Annotated in this window: 11 protein-coding genes; 10 read left to right on the top strand and 1 reads right to left on the bottom strand. The window is 48.4% G+C overall.

Annotated elements, in window-relative coordinates; genetic code table 11:
- The first annotated feature begins 39 nt into the window (after window positions 1-39).
- The 5 genes from D3H65_RS19135 to D3H65_RS19115 all read left to right on the top strand — a co-directional run bounded on the left by D3H65_RS19135 (window position 40) and on the right by D3H65_RS19115 (window position 10,978).
- Window positions 40-3,210, top strand: coding sequence for an Ig-like domain-containing protein (locus D3H65_RS19135; protein WP_119051845.1), 3,171 nt, complete (start codon window positions 40-42; stop codon window positions 3,208-3,210).
- Between the two features lie 34 nt (window positions 3,211-3,244).
- Window positions 3,245-4,222, top strand: a complete 978-nt coding sequence (locus D3H65_RS19130) for a PorP/SprF family type IX secretion system membrane protein (RefSeq protein ID WP_119051844.1) — start codon at window positions 3,245-3,247, stop codon at window positions 4,220-4,222.
- Window positions 4,223-4,637: 415 nt separating this feature from the next.
- Window positions 4,638-5,849, top strand: coding sequence for an ROK family transcriptional regulator (locus D3H65_RS19125; RefSeq protein WP_119051843.1), 1,212 nt, complete (start codon window positions 4,638-4,640; stop codon window positions 5,847-5,849).
- Window positions 5,850-5,938: 89 nt separating this feature from the next.
- Complete coding sequence (locus D3H65_RS19120; RefSeq protein ID WP_119051842.1) at window positions 5,939-9,049, top strand: SusC/RagA family TonB-linked outer membrane protein; 3,111 nt, start codon at window positions 5,939-5,941, stop codon at window positions 9,047-9,049.
- Between the two features lie 18 nt (window positions 9,050-9,067).
- Window positions 9,068-10,978, top strand: coding sequence for a SusD/RagB family nutrient-binding outer membrane lipoprotein (locus D3H65_RS19115; RefSeq protein ID WP_119051841.1), 1,911 nt, complete (start codon window positions 9,068-9,070; stop codon window positions 10,976-10,978).
- Window positions 10,979-11,070: 92 nt separating this feature from the next.
- On the opposite strand, the gene D3H65_RS19110 is transcribed toward D3H65_RS19115, so the two are convergent.
- Complete coding sequence (locus tag D3H65_RS19110; protein WP_245999531.1) at window positions 11,071-12,156, bottom strand: GntR family transcriptional regulator; 1,086 nt, start codon at window positions 12,154-12,156, stop codon at window positions 11,071-11,073.
- 163 nt (window positions 12,157-12,319) lie between these two features.
- Between D3H65_RS19110 and rhaT the strand changes: the two genes are divergently transcribed.
- From rhaT to D3H65_RS19085, 5 genes are all read left to right on the top strand, one after another.
- On the top strand, window positions 12,320-13,429 hold the full coding sequence (gene rhaT, locus D3H65_RS19105) for an L-rhamnose/proton symporter RhaT (RefSeq protein ID WP_119051840.1): 1,110 nt from the start codon (window positions 12,320-12,322) through the stop codon (window positions 13,427-13,429).
- Between the two features lie 10 nt (window positions 13,430-13,439).
- Entirely contained in the window at window positions 13,440-15,557 is a 2,118-nt protein-coding gene (locus D3H65_RS19100) for a bifunctional aldolase/short-chain dehydrogenase (protein ID WP_119051839.1), read from the top strand.
- A gap of 104 nt (window positions 15,558-15,661) precedes the next feature.
- A complete protein-coding gene (rhaM, locus tag D3H65_RS19095) occupies window positions 15,662-15,976 on the top strand; it encodes an L-rhamnose mutarotase (protein WP_119051838.1) in 315 nt (104 codons plus the stop codon).
- 11 nt (window positions 15,977-15,987) lie between these two features.
- Window positions 15,988-17,262 (top strand): TIM barrel protein, encoded by a 1,275-nt coding sequence (locus D3H65_RS19090; RefSeq protein WP_119051837.1) that lies wholly within the window; start codon window positions 15,988-15,990, stop codon window positions 17,260-17,262.
- The gene (locus tag D3H65_RS19085) at window positions 17,262-18,650 is read left to right on the top strand and encodes an FGGY-family carbohydrate kinase (RefSeq protein ID WP_245999530.1); all 1,389 of its coding nucleotides are present in this window, start codon (window positions 17,262-17,264) and stop codon (window positions 18,648-18,650) included. Before D3H65_RS19090 ends, D3H65_RS19085 begins: the two co-directional genes overlap by 1 nt.
- Window positions 18,651-18,666: the final 16 nt, after the last annotated feature.

Here is an 18,666-nt window from a genome sequence, read left to right as displayed (position 1 = left end):
ATTTTCAGTTCTTGTGGTATTTACTGCCAACCCTGAAATATGCGCCTTCGAAAAACCACCTTTTCTCTTAGTTGCCCTTTTAACAGATTTTCTCCGTTTTACAAATCCTATGGTGTTTTCCTATATGTATGGCTGCTAATGGCTGGCAATGCCAGTGCGCAGAATAATTACACCGTATCCTTAACGGGTAATCCCCTGGTCACTACGGGATGGACTTATGGAGGGGCAGCCAGTATTGCCGGCAATACTATGATCCTTACCAATAACAGCAGTGCTGCCGGTTATTACGGGTATGTTTACCACAATACGCCCCTTTACCTGAGCCAATGTTCCCAGTTTACTGTGTCGTTTGATTTCCAGATCAATAACCCGAGTGGTGGTACTACGCATGCCGATGGGATCTCTTTTTATTACCTCGTCAATCCGCCCAATGCTTTTGGTAATGGTTCCAGTATTGGGCTGCCCGACTATGCCAATGGATTTGCACTCCTGTTGGATACTTACAATAATGACATGCGGCCGGATAATCCCCGGGTGAGCCTGCATGCACTTGATGGAAGAACCTGGTTTTATAATGAAGGTAATGATGGGACCCTGGTAAGTAACCTGGCGGGTGGCCAATCGTATGTTACAGACGGCAACTGGCATACTTGTGTGCTTACTTATAATAATGGAAACCTTTCTGTTTCTATGGATGGAGGGGCTCCTGTTGTAGCCGGCTTCTACAATATCAATTTCCGGGGTTACTTTGGTTTTGCTGCCAGTATTGGGGGCTTCGCCAGTCAGCACCAGATCCGCAATGTGCTGATCACAGGCGCCATTCCCCCCAATCCACCCTATTTAAATAAGCATGTCATCAATTATTGTCAGAACGATGTGTCTTCTGTCCTTACGCCTTATGGAACTTATTACAGGTGGTATGATGTACCGAACGGTGGTACGGCCGTCCCGGTACCTACCCCTTCTACAACAACCCCCACCACCAAAACCTGGTATGTGGAGGCGCTGAGTATTTCCAATGGCTGTTACAGCCTGCGCAGTGAGGTGGAAGTAGTGGTGGATGCCCTTCCCCTGGCTCCTGTTGTTACCAATCGTATTGAATATTGTGTAGGGGCTACGGCCTCGGTCCTTAGTGCAACGGGCACCAATTTAAAATGGTATACCAGCCCTGCCACCGGGAGTGGTAATCCGAATGCCCCCGTGCCTTCTACTGCTTCACCGGGAACCACCAGTTACTACGTGAGCCAAAAAAATGCCGCTGGTTGTGAAGGCCCGCGGGCAAGAGTGGATGTGGTGGTAAATGCACCGCCCTCACCCCCCATTGCTGTTTCGCCTGTTAATTGGTGTGAAGGTGCTACGGCTACGGCGCTTACTGCCACAGGACTTTCCCTGCAATGGTATACTGATCCGGCCACAGGTACGGGCAGCACTACAGCTCCGGTGCCCGCTACCATTTCAAGTGGTACTACGAGTTATTATGTGAGCCAAACGAGTGCCGCGGGTTGTGAAGGTGCACGCAGAAAAATTGATGTAGTTATCAACCCCAATCCCCAGGCTCCTGGTGTTACGAGCCCCGTTGCCTGGTGTGCAGGGGCTACAGCCACTGCGCTCACTGCCACGGGTACTTCTCTTAAATGGTATGCGCAGCCAGCCAGCGGCCCGGCCAGTACCGCAGCACCAGTGCCATCCACTGCAGTTGCGGGTACCACACCTTATTATGTAAGTCAATCCAGCGCAGCTGGCTGTGAAAGTCCCCGTTCACAATTGGATGTTGTTATCAACCCTTTACCAGCACCTCCCACAGCTGCGAGTCCTGTAGTGTATTGCGAAGGAGCAATAGCCACTGCACTGGTGGCAACCGGCAATGCATTACAATGGTATACGCAGCCGGTTAATGGTTCTGCCAATACCATAGCGCCTGTACCGTCTACCGCTCAGGCAGGCAGCGTGTCTTATTATGCCAGCCAAATGAGTGCTGTTGGTTGTGAAGGGGCGCGGCAGCAAATTGAGGTGGTAGTAAATCCTACACCGGCTATTCCCCAGCCTTCCTGGAATGGGCCGCTGTGTGAAGAACAAACGCTGCAACTGGCAGCTACCTCTTCATTGGGTGCTTCATTTAGCTGGACTGGTCCAGCAGCGTTTAACAGCCTGGCACAGAATCCCAGTATAACCCATGCCACACCTGCTGTTTCGGGCAATTATATGGTTACTGCCACCATTGGCAATTGTTCAGCCCGGCCAGCCAGCCTGGCGGTGCTGGTGAAACCTAAACCTGTGATGCCGCAGGCCAGTGCCAATACCCCGGTCTGCGAAGGTTTTCCCTTACAGCTAACCGCTACTGATGTACCGGGTGCTACTTATAACTGGACCGGACCTGCGGGTTTTACTGCTGCCTCCCAAACAACGGGAATTGTCCAGGCATTACCTGCAGCATCGGGTACCTACCAGGTAATGGCCACGTTAAACGGCTGTCGGTCCGAAATTGCCACTACCCAGGTGTTGGTCAATCCTACACCGGTTGCGCCCTTTATCAAAGAGCAAAACAATAAGGTAGAGATATGCGAAGGGGAAAAAGTAGTCTATACGGCTCTTTCGCCTGATGCAACAGATTATAGCTGGTCAACAGGTGGGGATGGCAATACCCTCACTACCGGAAAAGGCGGCAGTTATCAGGCTAAGGCCATTAGTGCAGCAGGATGCATTTCCCCGGCCAGTAATACCCTTTCACTTATTGTTCATCCGCTGCCTGCCGGTACGATCGGGCAAACGATGAGTGGTGCTGGTGTAACCAGGTCATGGCGTTTGCAGGCCCCAACGGGCGATAGCTACTTATGGAATACGGGCGAAACCACACCGGCCATTGTAGTGAGATCATCTGGTGATTATAGCGTAACGGTAACCAGTGATGCAGGCTGCAAGGAAATATTCGACACACATATAGGACCACAGCCATTAAGTATTCCCAATACCTTTTCGCCCAATGGGGATGGTATCAACGATTACTGGACGATCCCTGAATTAAAAAATCATCCCAATGCCATCGTAACCATTATTAACCGCGATGGGCAAACAGTTTTTGAAGCCACCAATTTCACTCGCTGGGATGGCAGGATCAATGGCAAGTCATTACCGGCGGGCGTATACTTCTATATTGTACGTACCAGTGCAGGCGCTGAACCTTATAAAGGATGGCTCAACCTGATCAGATAAGTGCTGCAAGTTATCACTACCTAATGCTACCGATATGAGAATATTTATTATAGTATTACTGATTACATCAGCTAACTGTTTGCAGGCACAAACCCGGCCACAGCAGTCGCTGTACATGGTGAATTATACTTTCCTGAATCCCGCTGCCTTTGGATTGGAGGGCTACGGACAGGTACAATCAGGCATACGCCAACAATGGGCGGGCATTGATGGCGCTCCGGTTACTACCTGGATCAGTGGCACGCTGCCCGTGAGGAACAGGAATCAACCGTCCTGGGAGGCGTATGATGTAGAAAACAATGAAATACTGTTTGCCGGCCATGGCCTTGGTTTTAATATGTTCCAGGATAAAATAGGGCCCTATTCAACTATTAATTTGAATCTGGGTTATGCGTATCACTTGCCCTTATCCTCCTCCCTCGCTTTGTCGATGGGTGTTTCGGGGGGGATGCAACAGGTACGGTACGATGTGTCAAAAAGCATTTATCCTGATCAACCTTATGATCCGGCGGCTACCGGTCAGGCGGCCATCCTCAAAAAATACTCACCCGATCTCAATGCCGGATTACTATTGCGCAATAGAAAATTCTTTCTGGGCGCCTCCCTGATCCAGATACTGCCTTCCAGGTTTGTGGATGTAATACATAGCCAGTCAAAATACAAACCCCAGCTATTGACCGCTGGAGGTTACTGTTTTGATCTTGATGAGGAAGGGATGGCCCTATGGCTGTCGGGCATCGTGAAATCGGATTTTGCCAACCCCCTGCGTTATGATGTTTCGGCCAAATTAAGGTATCGCACCATTTGTTGGATGGGACTCTCTTACCGGATGGAAGATGCCATCGGTGGAAGTCTTGGATTAAATATTACACCCGCTATCCTGGTGGGGTATAACTACGATTGGAGCATTAATAAACTAAGATCGTCTTATAGTAAGGCAAGCCATGAGCTGATGGTAGGGTATCGGTTTTTGCGGGAAGGTCAAAGCAATATGTCCCGCGTTCGCTGGTAAACTTTCCTTTGACCATACAAGCACCTTAGCCGGATCAACCAAGGGTCGTGACCGGACCTTGTTCATTAATAATAAGTATTCAACAGGCAAACGACCAATAATTAAGCCGTAGATAAGCCGTCTCTTAAAAGGACGGCTTATCTACGGCTTATATACAGCTTATCTACGGCTTATCTACAGGTTATCCTCGAATTTGGTCTATACGAAACCCTACTAAGAGGGCAGTAGAAGTTGCTTAAAGCAGCCCTCCCACGGCTGCTTTCTTTGTAAATGGCCTCCTGTGATCCTGGCTTTCCGGGTGTTTTAGGGGTGGCTCAGGATAAGTTCTTAAAATAATTATGAAACTTATGTTATTTTTTTAAAAAGTTCTGTATCTTTTCCTAATCAATAGATTGCCTGACCAAAACTTTAGCAAGTGTCCGAGAAACAGACCCTCTATAAAAAGTCGTTAATCAAGCACTTATACTTCAACGAGAAGCTGTCATGTGCCGAGTTAAGTCTTTTGACCGATAAAAGCCTTCCCCATACCGCCCGTGCACTCAACGAACTGGTAGAGGAGGGAGTGGTGCGGGAATCTGGCCATGCCAGTTCCACAGGAGGCCGCCGTCCACAAGTCTATTCTCTATCCCCTGATAATATGTATGTAGTATCGGTGGCCATGGATCAGTTCATTACCCATATTGGCATATTGGATATGGCCAACCAGGTAGTGGACAAAGTAGAACGGATAGAATTATCACTGCAGGGTAATCCCCATGCGCTCCGGGAACTGGGACAGCACCTCAGCCAGTTTATTCTCCGGTCGGCCATTCCAAAAGATAAGATTGCAGGTATCGGCATCGGTATGCCAGGGTTTGTAGATGGTCATAAAGGCATCAATCACTCTTTTCTAAATACAGCGCAGGATAACATCATCAGCTATATTGAATCGGTTACCAACTTGCCGGTCTTAATAGATAACGATTCGAGTTTAATAGCCCTTGCCGAATGGAAGCTGGGTGGAGCGCGCCAGCGGCAGAATGCCATGGTGATCAATATTAGCTGGGGCATTGGGCTGGGCATGATATTGAATGGAAGCCTGTTCAGGGGGCAAAATGGCTTTGCCGGTGAGTTTAGCCATATTCCCCTGTTCACCAATAACAAAATTTGTAACTGCGGCAAAATGGGTTGCCTGGAAACGGAAACCTCCCTGCAGGTGATCGCTGAAAAAGCCATCCATGGTTTGAATGAAGGAAGAACCTCCATCCTCAAGAATCTTTCTCCTATACATCTCGAAGACACCATTAAAGTCATTATGGAAGCTGCCGTAAAGGGCGACAAGTATGCAGTAGAGTTATTGTCGCAGGCTGCTTACCATATAGGCCGGGGTGTTGCCATCCTTATCCACATTTTGAATCCCGGATTGATCGTGCTGAGCGGAAGAGGTGCATTGGCGGGCCGGCTTTGGCTGGCGCCTGTGCAGCAAGCGCTCAATGAACACTGCATTCCCAAGATTGCAGAGAACATTGAGCTCATGATCTCACCGCTTGGCTATCATGCAGAACGCCTGGGCGCCGCAGCCCTGGTGATGGAACATTTTGATGATATTCCTATGCACCGGAAAAAACAAGAGCTCCTATTTGCCTGAATAATGGGGCATGATCCCCTATCTAAATTAGTATCTGGACCTGTTCTGAATTAGTATCTGAATTAGTAAACAAAACAAAACAAACTGCAATGAAACAATTGCTTGGCCTGTCGCTGCTATTATGCTTTGCGGCCCTGTGTAGCCTCAACGTAAGTGCACAGGAAAAGAAATGGGTGTCAGGTATCCTTAGGGATCCCCGTGGCAACCCGGTAGCCTCCGCTACAGTAGTTGAAAAAGGAACGACCAATCAAACCCTATCGGATGGAGAAGGCGCATTCCGCCTTCAGGTTGCATCAGGCGCCACCCTGGTGATCTCCTCCATAGGTTTTAAAGCGCTGGAAGCCCCGGCAAGCACTTCTTCCGCGCTGAATCTTATTATTCAGCCTACTGCTGCCGATCTGAATGAGGTAGTGGTAACGGCCCTCGGTATCAAACGTCAGAAAAAATCATTGGGTTATGCAGTACAGGAAGTAAAAGGTACTACCCTGCTGGATGCCCGCGAACCCAACCTTACCAATGCCTTAACAGGTGTGGTAGCTGGTTTGCAGGTGATCCGCTCCAGTACAGGACCTGCAGGTTCTTCCAAGATCAACCTGCGTGGTAATACTTCACTGACGGGCCTGAACCAGCCACTGATCGTAGTAGATGGCGTTCCTATTGACAATTTTGTAGGTGCTGTTAACAACGATTATTTCAACCCCGGCCTGGATATGGGTAATGGCCTGGCAGATATCAATGCCGGTGATATTGAGTCCATCTCAGTATTGAAAGGCGCTTCTGCCGCTGCCCTTTACGGTAGCCGTGCAGGTAATGGCGTGATCCTGATCACTACCAAAACCGGCCGTAAACAGAATGGCCTGGGTATCCAGGTATCTTCTACACTGGGTGTGGAAAGCATCTTCACGCATCCTGATCGTCAAACCACTTTTGGTATGGGATCGGATGGCGCTTTTGCTCCTACTGCTTCGGGTAGCTGGGGACCTAAGATCACCGGGCAAACAGTAACGAACTGGAAAGGACAAAGCGAGCAAATGCAGGCTTATGACAATGTGAAAGCATTTTTTGGAGATGGCCTTACGCAGAACCACAACGTTTCTTTCCAGCAGCAGATCAACAGTACTTCTATCTATACTTCTTTGAATTACCTGAATGACAAGAGTATGATACCGGGTACAAAGCTCACACGTGTGAACCTGACTGCCCGCGCGGTAAGCAAATTTGGTAAAGACAACCGGTGGACTACGGATACCAAGATCCAGTATTCCAACGCCAATGCGAAGAACAGGCCTGTGGCGGGCCTGAACACGAGCAACTATCCGGCTTTGTTGTATAACCTGCCTGTTTCACTGGATGTAACACAGTTTGATCCCCCGGTAAACCAGTTTGGCGCCATGATCTGGTATGATGGAAGCAACCGTGTAAACCCTTATTGGAATACAAAGTACAACCTGAATAATGACGCACGCGACCGTTTCATCATGACGGGTTCATTGAAATACAATTTTACCTCCTGGCTGAATGCGGAGGTAAAAGGTGGTGCTGATATGTATACTACCAATTACAACAGTAAAGTATATGCCGGCAGCCCGTTGACTACTACAGGCCGGTTCAGTGTAGGTAAACAAACTTATTCTGAATTCAACTACAGCACACTGATCACTGCCCAGAAAGACAATTTGTTTGGCAAGTTGGGCGGTACTGCCACTGTAGGTGGTAACCTGATGCAGCAAAAATCATCCAATGTAGGCGTGAATGCGGGTGAACTGAAAGTACCCAATCTCTTCTCTGCTACTAATGGAACAGGTACGCCTGTCATTACGGACACCTATAGCGAACGCCGGATCAATTCAGTGTATGGTACGGTGGGAGTAAACTGGGATGGTTACCTGTTCCTGGATGCCACTTTCCGCAACGACTGGTCTTCTGCGCTGCATCCCGATAATGCGTCTTATTTCTATCCTTCGGTGAGCCTTTCCTATGTGTTCACTGAATCCTTCAAGACACTGCCTTCCTGGATCACTTATGGAAAGCTGCGTGCTTCCTATGCTACCGTGGGTAATGATATGGCACCCTACCAGTTGTACAATACCTATACCATCAGCAACGATCCCAATCAGAATACCGTGGCTGCCAGAAAAGCTACCAGGTTTGATAAAAATGTAAGAAGCGAGCTGATCAAATCAAGCGAGTTAGGTGCTGAACTGCGTTTCCTGGACAACAGGATCGGACTTGATTTCAGCTATTACAAATCAAATGCTACCCGCCAGCTGATTGATCTGCCGATGGACCCTATGAGTGGTTATACTGCCCGGAAGATCAATGCGGGTGATATCCAGAACAGTGGTTTTGAAGTGATGCTGGACGCAAGAATACTGAACAATCCCGGAGGCCTTACCTGGAACCTGTCTGCTAACTTTTCCCGCAACAGGAACGTAGTAAAAGAGATCTCAGATAGGGACAGTGTATCGAAATACCAACTGGGCGGTTTTGATGCGGTGAGTGTACAGGCGGTGAAGGGTGAATTGTATGGTGAGATCTATGGAAGTACTTTCCTGCGTGTAACGGATACAAAGAGTGAATACTATGGTCAGCTGATCCTTACAGGTACAGGCTTGCCACAGGCCGGACTTCAAAATCAGCGGCTGGGTAACCAACAGGCTACAGGCTTGCTGGGTGTAACGAATACTTTCGGCTACAAAGGCTTTACACTGGGTGTACTGGTAGATGCACGTTTTGGTGGTAAGATCTTCTCTGCCACACAAGTGGGTATGCAACGTGCCGGTACAGCAGCAGCTACTGTGGTAAATGGCGAGAGGGCCAACTTCACCGTTGACGGCGTAGTGGTTGATGGTACCGGATATAAGAAAAACACTACAGCAGTATCTCCGCAATTATATTGGAGCCAGGTAACCAACCTGGGCAATGCAGGTATTACAGAGCTTAATATGTATGATGCCTCCAATGTGCGCATCCGCAATATCCAGCTCAACTATGATCTGCCTTTGAAAATACTGTCTAAAACACCTATTCAACGTGCGCGGATCGGTGTATCCTGCAATAATGTTTGGCTTATTTCCAGCCATATGAATGGCCTGGATCCTGAATCAGTATTTGCTACGGGTACCAATGCGGTTGGTTTCGAAAACGTAAGCCCGCCCACTACACGTACAGTATTGTTCAACCTGAGCCTTACATTCTAAATTTCAAACTGCATTACAATGAAAAAGCTAACCATAAAATCAGGATTGCTGCTGTCGGCCATCGCTTTGCTGGCTTCCTGTAAGAAATTTGAGGACATCAATATGAGTCCTAAGGACGCCAGTGCCGACCAGGTACAGGTGGAGTATTTTCTGAATAATTCAATTACTTCGGCACAAATGGACCCGCATATTGCGGAGCGCGTATTTGTGTTGTATTGGAAAACGACCAGTCACCAGCATTTGAGTGGCGGTATTTCTTCCGGCACACCGGATGATGGATGGAGCACGGACTATTACCGTTATATTTCTGAGTGGCTCAACCATGCCAATACAGCGATACAGGTGGCTGATGAAAAGATTGCAGCCAATAATATCAAACCGTATACGGGCAATCTCAAACAGGCAGCCCGCATCTGGCGCGCTTACCTGATGAGTGAGTTGAGTGATAATTTTGGACCTATGCCGCTGAATGGTTTTCAGGGTGTGAATCCCCAGTTCTCTTCCGTAAAGGATGTGTATTATTTCCTGTTGGATGAATTGAAAGATGCTTCTTCCAAACTGGATCTTACGGTAGTAAATGCGGCGGGCCTGGAGAAGCTGGACCCTGCTTTTGGATACAATTGGGACAAGTGGAAAAGATATGCTAACTCCATGCGCCTGCGTCTTGCTATGCGTTTGTCGGAGGTAGATGCAGCTAAGGCAAAAGCGGAATTTGAAGCAGCGGTAACGGGCAACCTGATCACCACTATGGACCATGCTTTCCAGGTGCAGGAGAAGCCAGGCTGGGATGCCCTTACAGGTGTGATGAGCCGTGAGTGGAATGCACAGATACTTTCTACCACCATGGAGAATATCTTAGCCGGTCTTGGAGGTATCAAGAGCGCCGACCAGTTACCTGCTTCCTTGCTGCCGATGATCAAGCCTGCCAATTATGCTGGTTTAAAGCTGACAGACCATTTCTCTACGATGAACAATGAGCCTTATGCCGGTTACTGGCTGGATGGTTTGCCCAATACGATCGATCCACGGGCTTACAAAGCCTTTATATTGGCGGGTGATTTTACCAACCCCGATTTTGCCAAATATCCTTCTTATGATCAGCCCAGCTGGGAAACAACCAAGCGTGATCTGATGAGTGCCACGAATACAGTGGTAAGATCGCTGGAAGGCAAGTTTACCTGGAATGGTTCGAATGGTGGCGATTGGGGTGTAAAAGGTACCCGCAACCAATGGCGTGGATGGCCTGGCGCAGCTCCCCGTCTTTCTATGAAATTCAGGGGCAGTACGGCCAAACGTATCTTCTTTGCTCCCTGGGAAACTTATTTCCTGATTGCCGAAGCAGCGGTAAGGGGATGGACAGTACCTACAACGGGCAAAGATGCTTATGAGACCGGTATTCAATTAAACCTCGATTATTGGGGTGTAGGTAATTTTGGAACGGCTTACAAAGCATCTACCGATTTCGGCAGAACCGGTACTTCTGTTAGCTGGAACCATGTAACAGAGCCAGGCGCCACTTATAATGTGGACTATGTAGACGGCTATACAAATACACCAGGTACTGCTGCCATCGCTTACCCGGTTAATAGCCTGTATAAGAATGGTGCAGTAAGAAATGACCTGCTTACCAAGATCATTACACAGAAGTACATTGCTCAATTGCCCTGGACGCCGCTGGAAGGCTGGAATGATTTCCGCAGGCTTGGATTGCCCTTCATTGAGAATCCAACCATCGAAAATCCGCTTCCCAACCTGCCCGATCTTACCTCAGGCAATTATATGACCAGCAACGTGAAGTTCTTCCCGCAAAGACTGGCTTACCCGTCTTCGCTGAAGAACACCAACAGCAAGGGTTATGCCCAGGCGCTTGAATTCCTGGGAGGAGCTGATAATGTACGCACACCATTGTGGTGGGCTAAGAAAAATTAGCAAGTTTTTCAATCACATCAGAGCTATACACGGGCTGGTCCTTTTGGACCGGTCCTTTTTATTTCAGAAGTGGAGGAGCTGAAAAGGGCCTGTTACAAGGATGCTCTTAAGGTGAGGTAAAAGGGAATAGCAATATGCTCGGTTGATCGCTCCAGGATCAGTTGGGCTGCTTTTTCGCCCATCATCTGGAAGTCGCTGGAAATGGTGGTAATGCCGTTGAGGATGATCTTCTTCAGTGGTGTCTCATTGTAAGAGATCACGCCCACTTGTTTGCCCACTTTTAATTTGGTGGCCAGTATGCGTTCAATGAGGGTCACCAGGTCATTCTCCATAAGGTTGATATAGGCTTCCCCTTCCTGTATGGGTTCTTCTTCTATATTATGCACCACCTTGTAGTTAAAAGCATACTGATTGCAGAAGCGGTAAAAGCCTTTGAGTATCTCCTGCGGAAAATAGGTATAGGCAGGGAAAATGATCTTGAGTGTATCGTACTTGCTCAATTGCTGCAATGCCTGTTCGAGGGCATTGTAAATATCCTTTTCAAAATTTTCATATACGGCGCCATATTCACCCCCCACGCCGGCCACCAGCTTATCGAGCAGGATCAGTTTACTCTTGTCGATGATGTTGATGATCTCGTGGGCATTATCGCCTCCTTCCATAAAATGGGGAATGATCACATAATGGGTATAATCGTCTTTCTTGTTCTCCAGCAGCTTTTTAAAGAAGGCAAAGTCGTTGTTGTAGATGTAAAAATCAACGCTGGCCATTTCACCCAGGGCGGCTACAAAAGCATCGTACACGATCTTTTTGTGTGAGCTTAGTTTGTTGAACAGGAGGAATACCTTCAACTGGTGATTGACCTCGGTTGTCTTCACAAAAAAACCTTTACCGGGTACCGAACCCAATACGCCTATTTTCTTGAGGTGTTTGTATCCTTTCTCCGCGGTATCGCGGGAGATCTCGAACTCAAAACTTAACTCATTGATCGAGGGGAGTATTTCATCTTTAGCTATCTTACCATCGGCAATAGCCTTCACAATGGAATTGGCCAGTTGCAGGTACTTGGGGGTAGCAGAATGATAATCAATATACAGGTGTTGGTAGATCGGCGGCTTTTTCATCACAGCGGCATTCGTTAACTCATTAATGGTCAAACCTACAAAAAAATGCGGCACCTTCCCGGGTTATCTCCGGCAACGATTGCATGAGGGATATTTGAGTGGTTAACAAGTACTTCGCCACCATGATAGTACATGATGGCCGACTAGCTGAATCCGTCTACTTTTAATCACATATTTATCATTTCTTGCCAGGCCATATTGAAAAAACTTTTAACTCATGGGTTCTATCTTAGGCGTTATATTCCACTTCATAGGAGGTTTTGCATCAGGAAGTTTCTACATACCATTTAAGAAAGTAAAAGGCTGGGCCTGGGAAAGTTACTGGATCATCGGTGGCCTGTTTTCCTGGCTCATTGTTCCGCCACTGGCTGCTTATCTCACCATCCCCGATTTTGGCAGCATTATTAGCTCAACCGATTTTTCAGTGCTCAAATGGACCTATATCATGGGGGTACTATGGGGTATTGGCGGTCTTACTTATGGGCTGGGTGTACGGTACCTGGGTGTATCGTTGGGTAGTTCCATCATCCTCGGATTGTGCTCCATTTTCGGATCGATCATTCCTTCTATATACTATGATTTTTTTCCCCAGGCCGGCAAAGACACCATTACCGACCTGTTCTCCCAACGTTGGGGGCAATGGGTATTGCTGGGACTGCTGGTATGTGTGATCGGTATTATTATTTGCGGCAAAGCCGGGGCCATGAAAGATAAAGACCTGGCAGGCAATACCAAAGGAGCTAACCAGGAATTCAAGCTGGGCCTGGGCCTGTTGGTGGCCATCATATCGGGTGTGCTGAGCGCCTGCTTCAGCTTTGGTATTGAAGCGGGATCATCCATGTCGGCTACTGCCAATACGGCCTGGCAAGCGGCGCATCCGGGCGAAGGGGAATTCCTGTATCGAAACAATGTGGTTTATGTGGTGTTATTATGGGGAGGGCTTACCACCAACCTGATCTGGTGTATGATCCTCAATGCGCGCAACAAGACCTTTAAAGATTACACGAATAAACAGACCCCGCTGGCCAAAAATTACCTGTTCTCGGCTATAGCGGGCACTACCTGGTTCCTGCAGTTCTTTTTCTATGGCATGGGCGAAAGCAGGCTGGGCAATGGCGCCAGCTCCTGGATACTGCACATGGCTTTTATTATACTCGTGGCCAATGCCTGGGGCCTGGCGCTCAATGAATGGAAAGGCGTAAGCCGCAAGACGAAGACTACCATTATTGTTGGTATCCTGGTCATCCTGGCATCGGTGCTGGTAGTAGGCCGGGGCAATTACCTCAAAGAAAAGGAAAAAGAAAAAACCGCAATTAATAGAATTTAAATACTCGAAAATGTCTGTTACTACATCAACATTTAAGCATGTAAGTTATCTGTGGAATGAAGCTACAGCGGCATCAATGGCCGGTGATGAAGTGGCTTTGTTGATCTATCGTTCTAATCTCCTTGGCGCCGATCTGCGGCTCACCAATTATGGCGGTGGCAACACTTCCTGTAAGGTGATCTCCAAAGATCCGCTGACAGGCAAAGAAACCGAGGTAATGTGGATCAAAGGTTCGGGGGGGGATATTGGTACCCTTAAAAAAAGCGGTCTGGCGGCATTATACGTAGAAAGGCTGCGCAGTCTTACCAATGTATACCGTGGCATTGAATTCGAAGATGAAATGGTAGAACTGTTCAACCATTGCATATTTGACCTGAGCTCCAAAGCTCCTTCCATCGATACGCCCCTGCATGGATTTCTGCCCTTCAAACATATTGATCACCTGCATCCGGATGCAGCGATCGCTATTGCTGCTGCAAAAGATGGCAAGCGCATTACGCAGGAGCTTTTCAATGGCAGCATCGGCTGGGTAGAGTGGCAGCGCCCGGGCTTCGACCTTGGCCTCAAACTGAAACAATGCCTGGATGAAAACCCCGGTATCAAGGGTATTATGCTGGGTTCTCATGGGCTCTTCACCTGGGGGGACACGGCTTATGGAAGTTATATCAATACCCTGGAAGTGATAGAACGCTGTGCCGAATTCATTGAATCAAAAACAAAGAAAGAAGCCATCTTCGGTGGCGCTAAGCTACAATCGCTGAAAAAGGAAGACCGGTTGAAACAGGCTGCTTTGCTGGCGCCTGTGCTCCGTGGATTTTGTTCCAGCCATACCCGTATGGTAGGACATTTTACAGACGATGACCGGGTACTGCAGTTCATCAACTCCAAAGACCTCGACAGGCTGGCGCCCCTGGGCACCAGCTGCCCCGATCACTTCCTGCGTACAAAGATCAGCCCGCTGGTGGTGGAGCTGGCGCAGGATGCGGACCTTAGCAATGAAAAGGCCCTCAAGGAACAGCTGGCGGCCCCTTTTGAGGCCTATCGTAAAATGTACGCAGATTATTATAACGCTTGCAAACATCCGAATAGTCCGGCCATGCGTGATCCTAACCCGGTGGTGATCCTGTACCCGGGTGTAGGCATGTTTACCTTTGCGAAAGACAAACAAACAGCGCGGGTAGCGGCTGAATTCTATACGAATGCCATCAACGTAATGCGTGGGGCAGAGGCCATCTCCTCCTACACCTCTTTACCACGGCAGGAAGCATTCAATATTGAATACTGGCTGCTGGAAGAGGCCAAGTTGCAGCGTATGCCAAAGCCTAAAGCATTATCAGGCAGGATCGCCCTGGTAACGGGCAGTGCCGGTGGCATTGGTAAGGCCATTGCACAGAAGTTTGCTGATGAAGGAGCTTGTGTGATCATCAATGACAATGATGCACAAAGACTGGAAGGAGCCAAAGAAGAATTTCAAAAGAAATACGGCAAAGATGTTTTCAGCACGGTGGTGTTGGATGTGACCAGTGAGCAGGATATTACTAATGCCTATACCACTTCAGCACTTGCCTTTGGTGGTGTCGACATTGTGGTGAACTGTGCAGGACTGTCTATCTCGAAACCCATTGAAGAGCATACAGAAAAAGATTGGGACCTGCTGTATGACGTGCTGGTAAAAGGGCAGTTCTTCGTTACACAAGCTGGTGTAAACATTATGCGCAAGCAGGACCTGGGTGGTGATGTACTCAATATTGTGAGCAAGAATGGACTGGTATCAGGGCCGAACAATGCGGGTTATGGATCTGCCAAAGCAGCGCAGCTGCACCTCAGCCGCCTCAATGCGGCTGAACTGGGCAAGGATAATATCCGCGTGAATGTAGTGAATCCCGATGCGGTGATCTCCGACAGTAAGATATGGGAAGGGGCCTGGGCCGAAGGCAGGGCCAAAGCTTATGGCGTGAAAGTGGAAGAGCTTCCGGCTTTCTATGCCAAACGTACCTTGCTCAATGAGATCATATTACCGGAAGATATCGCCAATGCCTGCTTTGTATTCGTAGGCGGGCTGTTGAATAAGTCGACCGGTAATGTGCTGAATGTGGATGGTGGTGTAGCGATGGCGTTTGTGAGGTAAGACCGGAAGACCGTGAGTCGGGAAGACGGTAAGTATTTTTGATTATCAGGTAATATTCTTCCGGACTTTCGGACTTTTCCGACTTCCGGACCAAAAGTAGTTATATGGCACGCGTTGCATTCAAAATGACACTCTACAAAGGATTCGAAGAGGAATACCTCAAACGGCATGATACAATCTGGCCTGAACTGGAGCAACTGCTCAAACAAACAGGTATCAGCGACTATTCGATCTTTCTCGATGAAAGCACCAACAGTCTGTTTGGTGTGCTCAAAGCAGAAGACCCTAAGGCGCTGGACAACCTGCCTGCACAGCCGGTGATGCAAAAATGGTGGGCCTATATGAAAGACATCATGGAAACGAATGATGATAATTCACCCATCAGTATTCCTTTAAAAGAAGTATTTTACCTACCATAAAACGATTGAACATGCAAGTGGAAAAGTATATCATAGAAGGCCATAATAATGATCTGCTCACTCAACATACACGGAAGTTTGATTTTGTAGCTGCTGATGTTCCCAACGTTAAAACAGTTATTCAAAAGCTAAGGGATTTCCAGGTGGCTATTCCCAGCTGGGCCCTGGGTACGGGCGGCACGCGGTTTGGCCGTTTCTCCGGCGGTGGTGAGCCGCGCAGTATAGAAGAGAAAATTGAAGATGTAGGCTTGCTGCACAGCCTCAACCAATCGGGCGGCGCTATATCGCTGCACATTCCCTGGGATGTGCCGGAAAATGCACAGGCCATCAAAACCCTGGCCGCTCAACATGGCCTGCGCTTCGATGCCATGAACTCCAATACTTTCCAGGACCAGAAAGACCAGCAGCACAGTTATAAGTTCGGCTCCCTGCAGCATGTAGACAAAGCCGTACGCAAACAAGCTATTGAACACAATATCGATGTGATAAAGCATGGGGTAGAGCTGGGCTCTGATTCCATTACCGTATGGCTGTCGGACGGTTCCTGCTTTCCCGGCCAGTTGAATTTCCGCAAGGCATTTCAACGTACGCTGGAAGGCCTGCAGGAGATCTATGCCGCACTGCCAGCCAACTGGAAGATGTTTGTGGAATACAAAGCATTTGAACCCAATTTCTATTCCATGACGGTGGGTGACTGGGGGCAATCCTTGTTGTATGCTACCAAGCTGGGCCCGAAGGCATATACATTGGTGGACCTTGGGCACCATTTACCGAATGCCAATATTGAACAAATAGTAGCCCTGCTGCTGAATGAAGGCAAGCTGGGTGGTTTCCACTTCAATGATTCCAAATATGGAGATGATGATCTTACCGTAGGCAGCATCAATCCTTACCAGCTGTTCCTCATCTTTAATGAACTGGTAGAAGGGATGGATGCCCGGTCGATGAACCATGCTTCGGACCTTGGCTGGATGATCGACGCCTCGCACAACGTGAAAGATCCGCTGGAAGACCTGCTGCAATCGGTAGAAGCCATCAAGATCGCCTATGCACAGGCGCTGCTGGTAGATACGAAGGCGCTGCAACAGGCGCAGGATAGCAATGATGTGGCCAGGGCGCAGGAAATACTGCAACAGGCTTACCGTACGGATGTGCGTCCGCTGGTAGCAGAAGCCCGTTTACAGGCCGGTGGCGCTCTACAGCCGCTTGCATTGTATCGCTCGGCAAAAGTGAGAGAGCAACTAATTAAAGACCGTGGACAAAAAACGGTAGCAACAGGTTTGTGATGCCTATTCCTATTATAGCAATATTTGACATTGGTAAGACCAATAAGAAATTTTTCCTCTTTGATGAGGATTACAATATGCTGTTGGAACGGTCTACCCCTTTCTCTGAAACAACAGATGAAGATGGTGATCCGTGTGAAGACATTGTGGCATTGACGCAATGGGTAAAGCAATCCCTGCAGGAGATCCTTGCCATGCGTGAGTTTACGCTTAGAGCAGTGAATTTTTCTACCTATGGGGCCAGCTTTGTACACATCAATGCGGAAGGCAAGCCGGTGGCGCCTTTGTACAATTACCTGAAGCCTTACCCGGCCGATCTGCAAAAGGGATTTTACCAGCAATATGGCGGCGAGATCACGTTCTCCATTCATACCGCTTCGCCGGCATTGGGTAACCTCAACTCCGGCTTACAGCTTTACTGGCTGAAGCACCAGCGGCCGGCGCTGTTTGACAAGATCAAATACTCCCTGCACCTTCCCCAATACATGAGTTACCTGCTCACCGGGAAAACCTATTCTGATATTACCAGCATCGGTTGTCATACAGGCCTTTGGAACTTTTCACAGAACCATTACCATGAATGGTTGTTCCGGGAAGCGGTGATCGATAAGCTGGCGCCTATTTTTCCTTCCAACCAGCTCATTCCTGCTTCCATCAATGGCAGGCCCATACTGAGTGGGGTAGGATTGCACGACAGCTCTGCTGCCCTGATCCCTTACCTGTCTAACTTCAATGAACCTTTTGTATTGATCTCTACAGGCACCTGGTGTATTACGCTCAATCCCTTCAATCAGTCGCGCCTGCTGGCCGAAGAGCTGCAGCTTGATTGCCTTTGTTATATGGAATTCAGGGCCAGGCCAGTGAAAGCCTCACGTTTGTTTGCAGGCTATGAACATGAGCAGCAGGTAAAGAAACTGGGTGAGCATTTTAAATTATCGCCGGATCACTATAAGAAGGTGGCTTTCGATCCCGCCATCATGACGAAGCTGGCTTCTTCTACAGTAGTGCCGGGAGCAACAAGCGCTCCCCAGCTTTTACAGCAATCGGCTTTTGGCAAAAGATCGCTGGACAGTTTTGCTACCTACGAAGAAGGTTATCACCAGCTGCTGATGGATATTATGGAACAGCAGGTAGCTTCCACCAACCTGGTGATGAACAAGGAAGTAAAGAAATTATTTGTAGACGGCGGCTTTAGCCGTAATCCCATTTATATGAACCTGCTGGCCATGGCCTACCCGCAGGTAGAAGTATATGCTGCTTCCATTGCGCAGGCATCTGCAGTAGGTGCCGCTATGGCGGTGCATGCCTACTGGAACAAACAATCGGCGCCGATGGAATTGATAGACCTGAAGAAGTATACGGGGGTAAAGGAACTCATGAACCCTTAACTGACGCGGGTGAGCC

The sequence above is a fragment of the Paraflavitalea soli genome (assembly GCF_003555545.1).
Lineage (GTDB): Bacteria > Bacteroidota > Bacteroidia > Chitinophagales > Chitinophagaceae > Paraflavitalea > Paraflavitalea soli.
The sequence above is the reverse complement of the archived record's forward strand: the minus strand, read 5'-3'. Positions and strand labels throughout refer to the sequence as shown.

Excerpts from the sequence above, each read along its gene's own strand:
- rhaM (WP_119051838.1), top strand. The coding sequence starts at position 15,662 with ATGGCACGCGTTGCATTCAAAATGACACTCTACAAAGGATTCGAAGAG.
- D3H65_RS19115 (WP_119051841.1), top strand. The coding sequence starts at position 9,068 with ATGAAAAAGCTAACCATAAAATCAGGATTGCTGCTGTCGGCCATCGCT.
- D3H65_RS19090 (WP_119051837.1), top strand. The coding sequence starts at position 15,988 with ATGCAAGTGGAAAAGTATATCATAGAAGGCCATAATAATGATCTGCTC.
- D3H65_RS19130 (WP_119051844.1), top strand. The coding sequence starts at position 3,245 with ATGAGAATATTTATTATAGTATTACTGATTACATCAGCTAACTGTTTG.
- D3H65_RS19135 (WP_119051845.1), top strand. The coding sequence starts at position 40 with ATGCGCCTTCGAAAAACCACCTTTTCTCTTAGTTGCCCTTTTAACAGA.
- D3H65_RS19085 (WP_245999530.1), top strand. The coding sequence starts at position 17,262 with ATGCCTATTCCTATTATAGCAATATTTGACATTGGTAAGACCAATAAG.
- D3H65_RS19100 (WP_119051839.1), top strand. The coding sequence starts at position 13,440 with ATGTCTGTTACTACATCAACATTTAAGCATGTAAGTTATCTGTGGAAT.
- rhaT (WP_119051840.1), top strand. The coding sequence starts at position 12,320 with ATGGGTTCTATCTTAGGCGTTATATTCCACTTCATAGGAGGTTTTGCA.
- D3H65_RS19120 (WP_119051842.1), top strand. The coding sequence starts at position 5,939 with ATGAAACAATTGCTTGGCCTGTCGCTGCTATTATGCTTTGCGGCCCTG.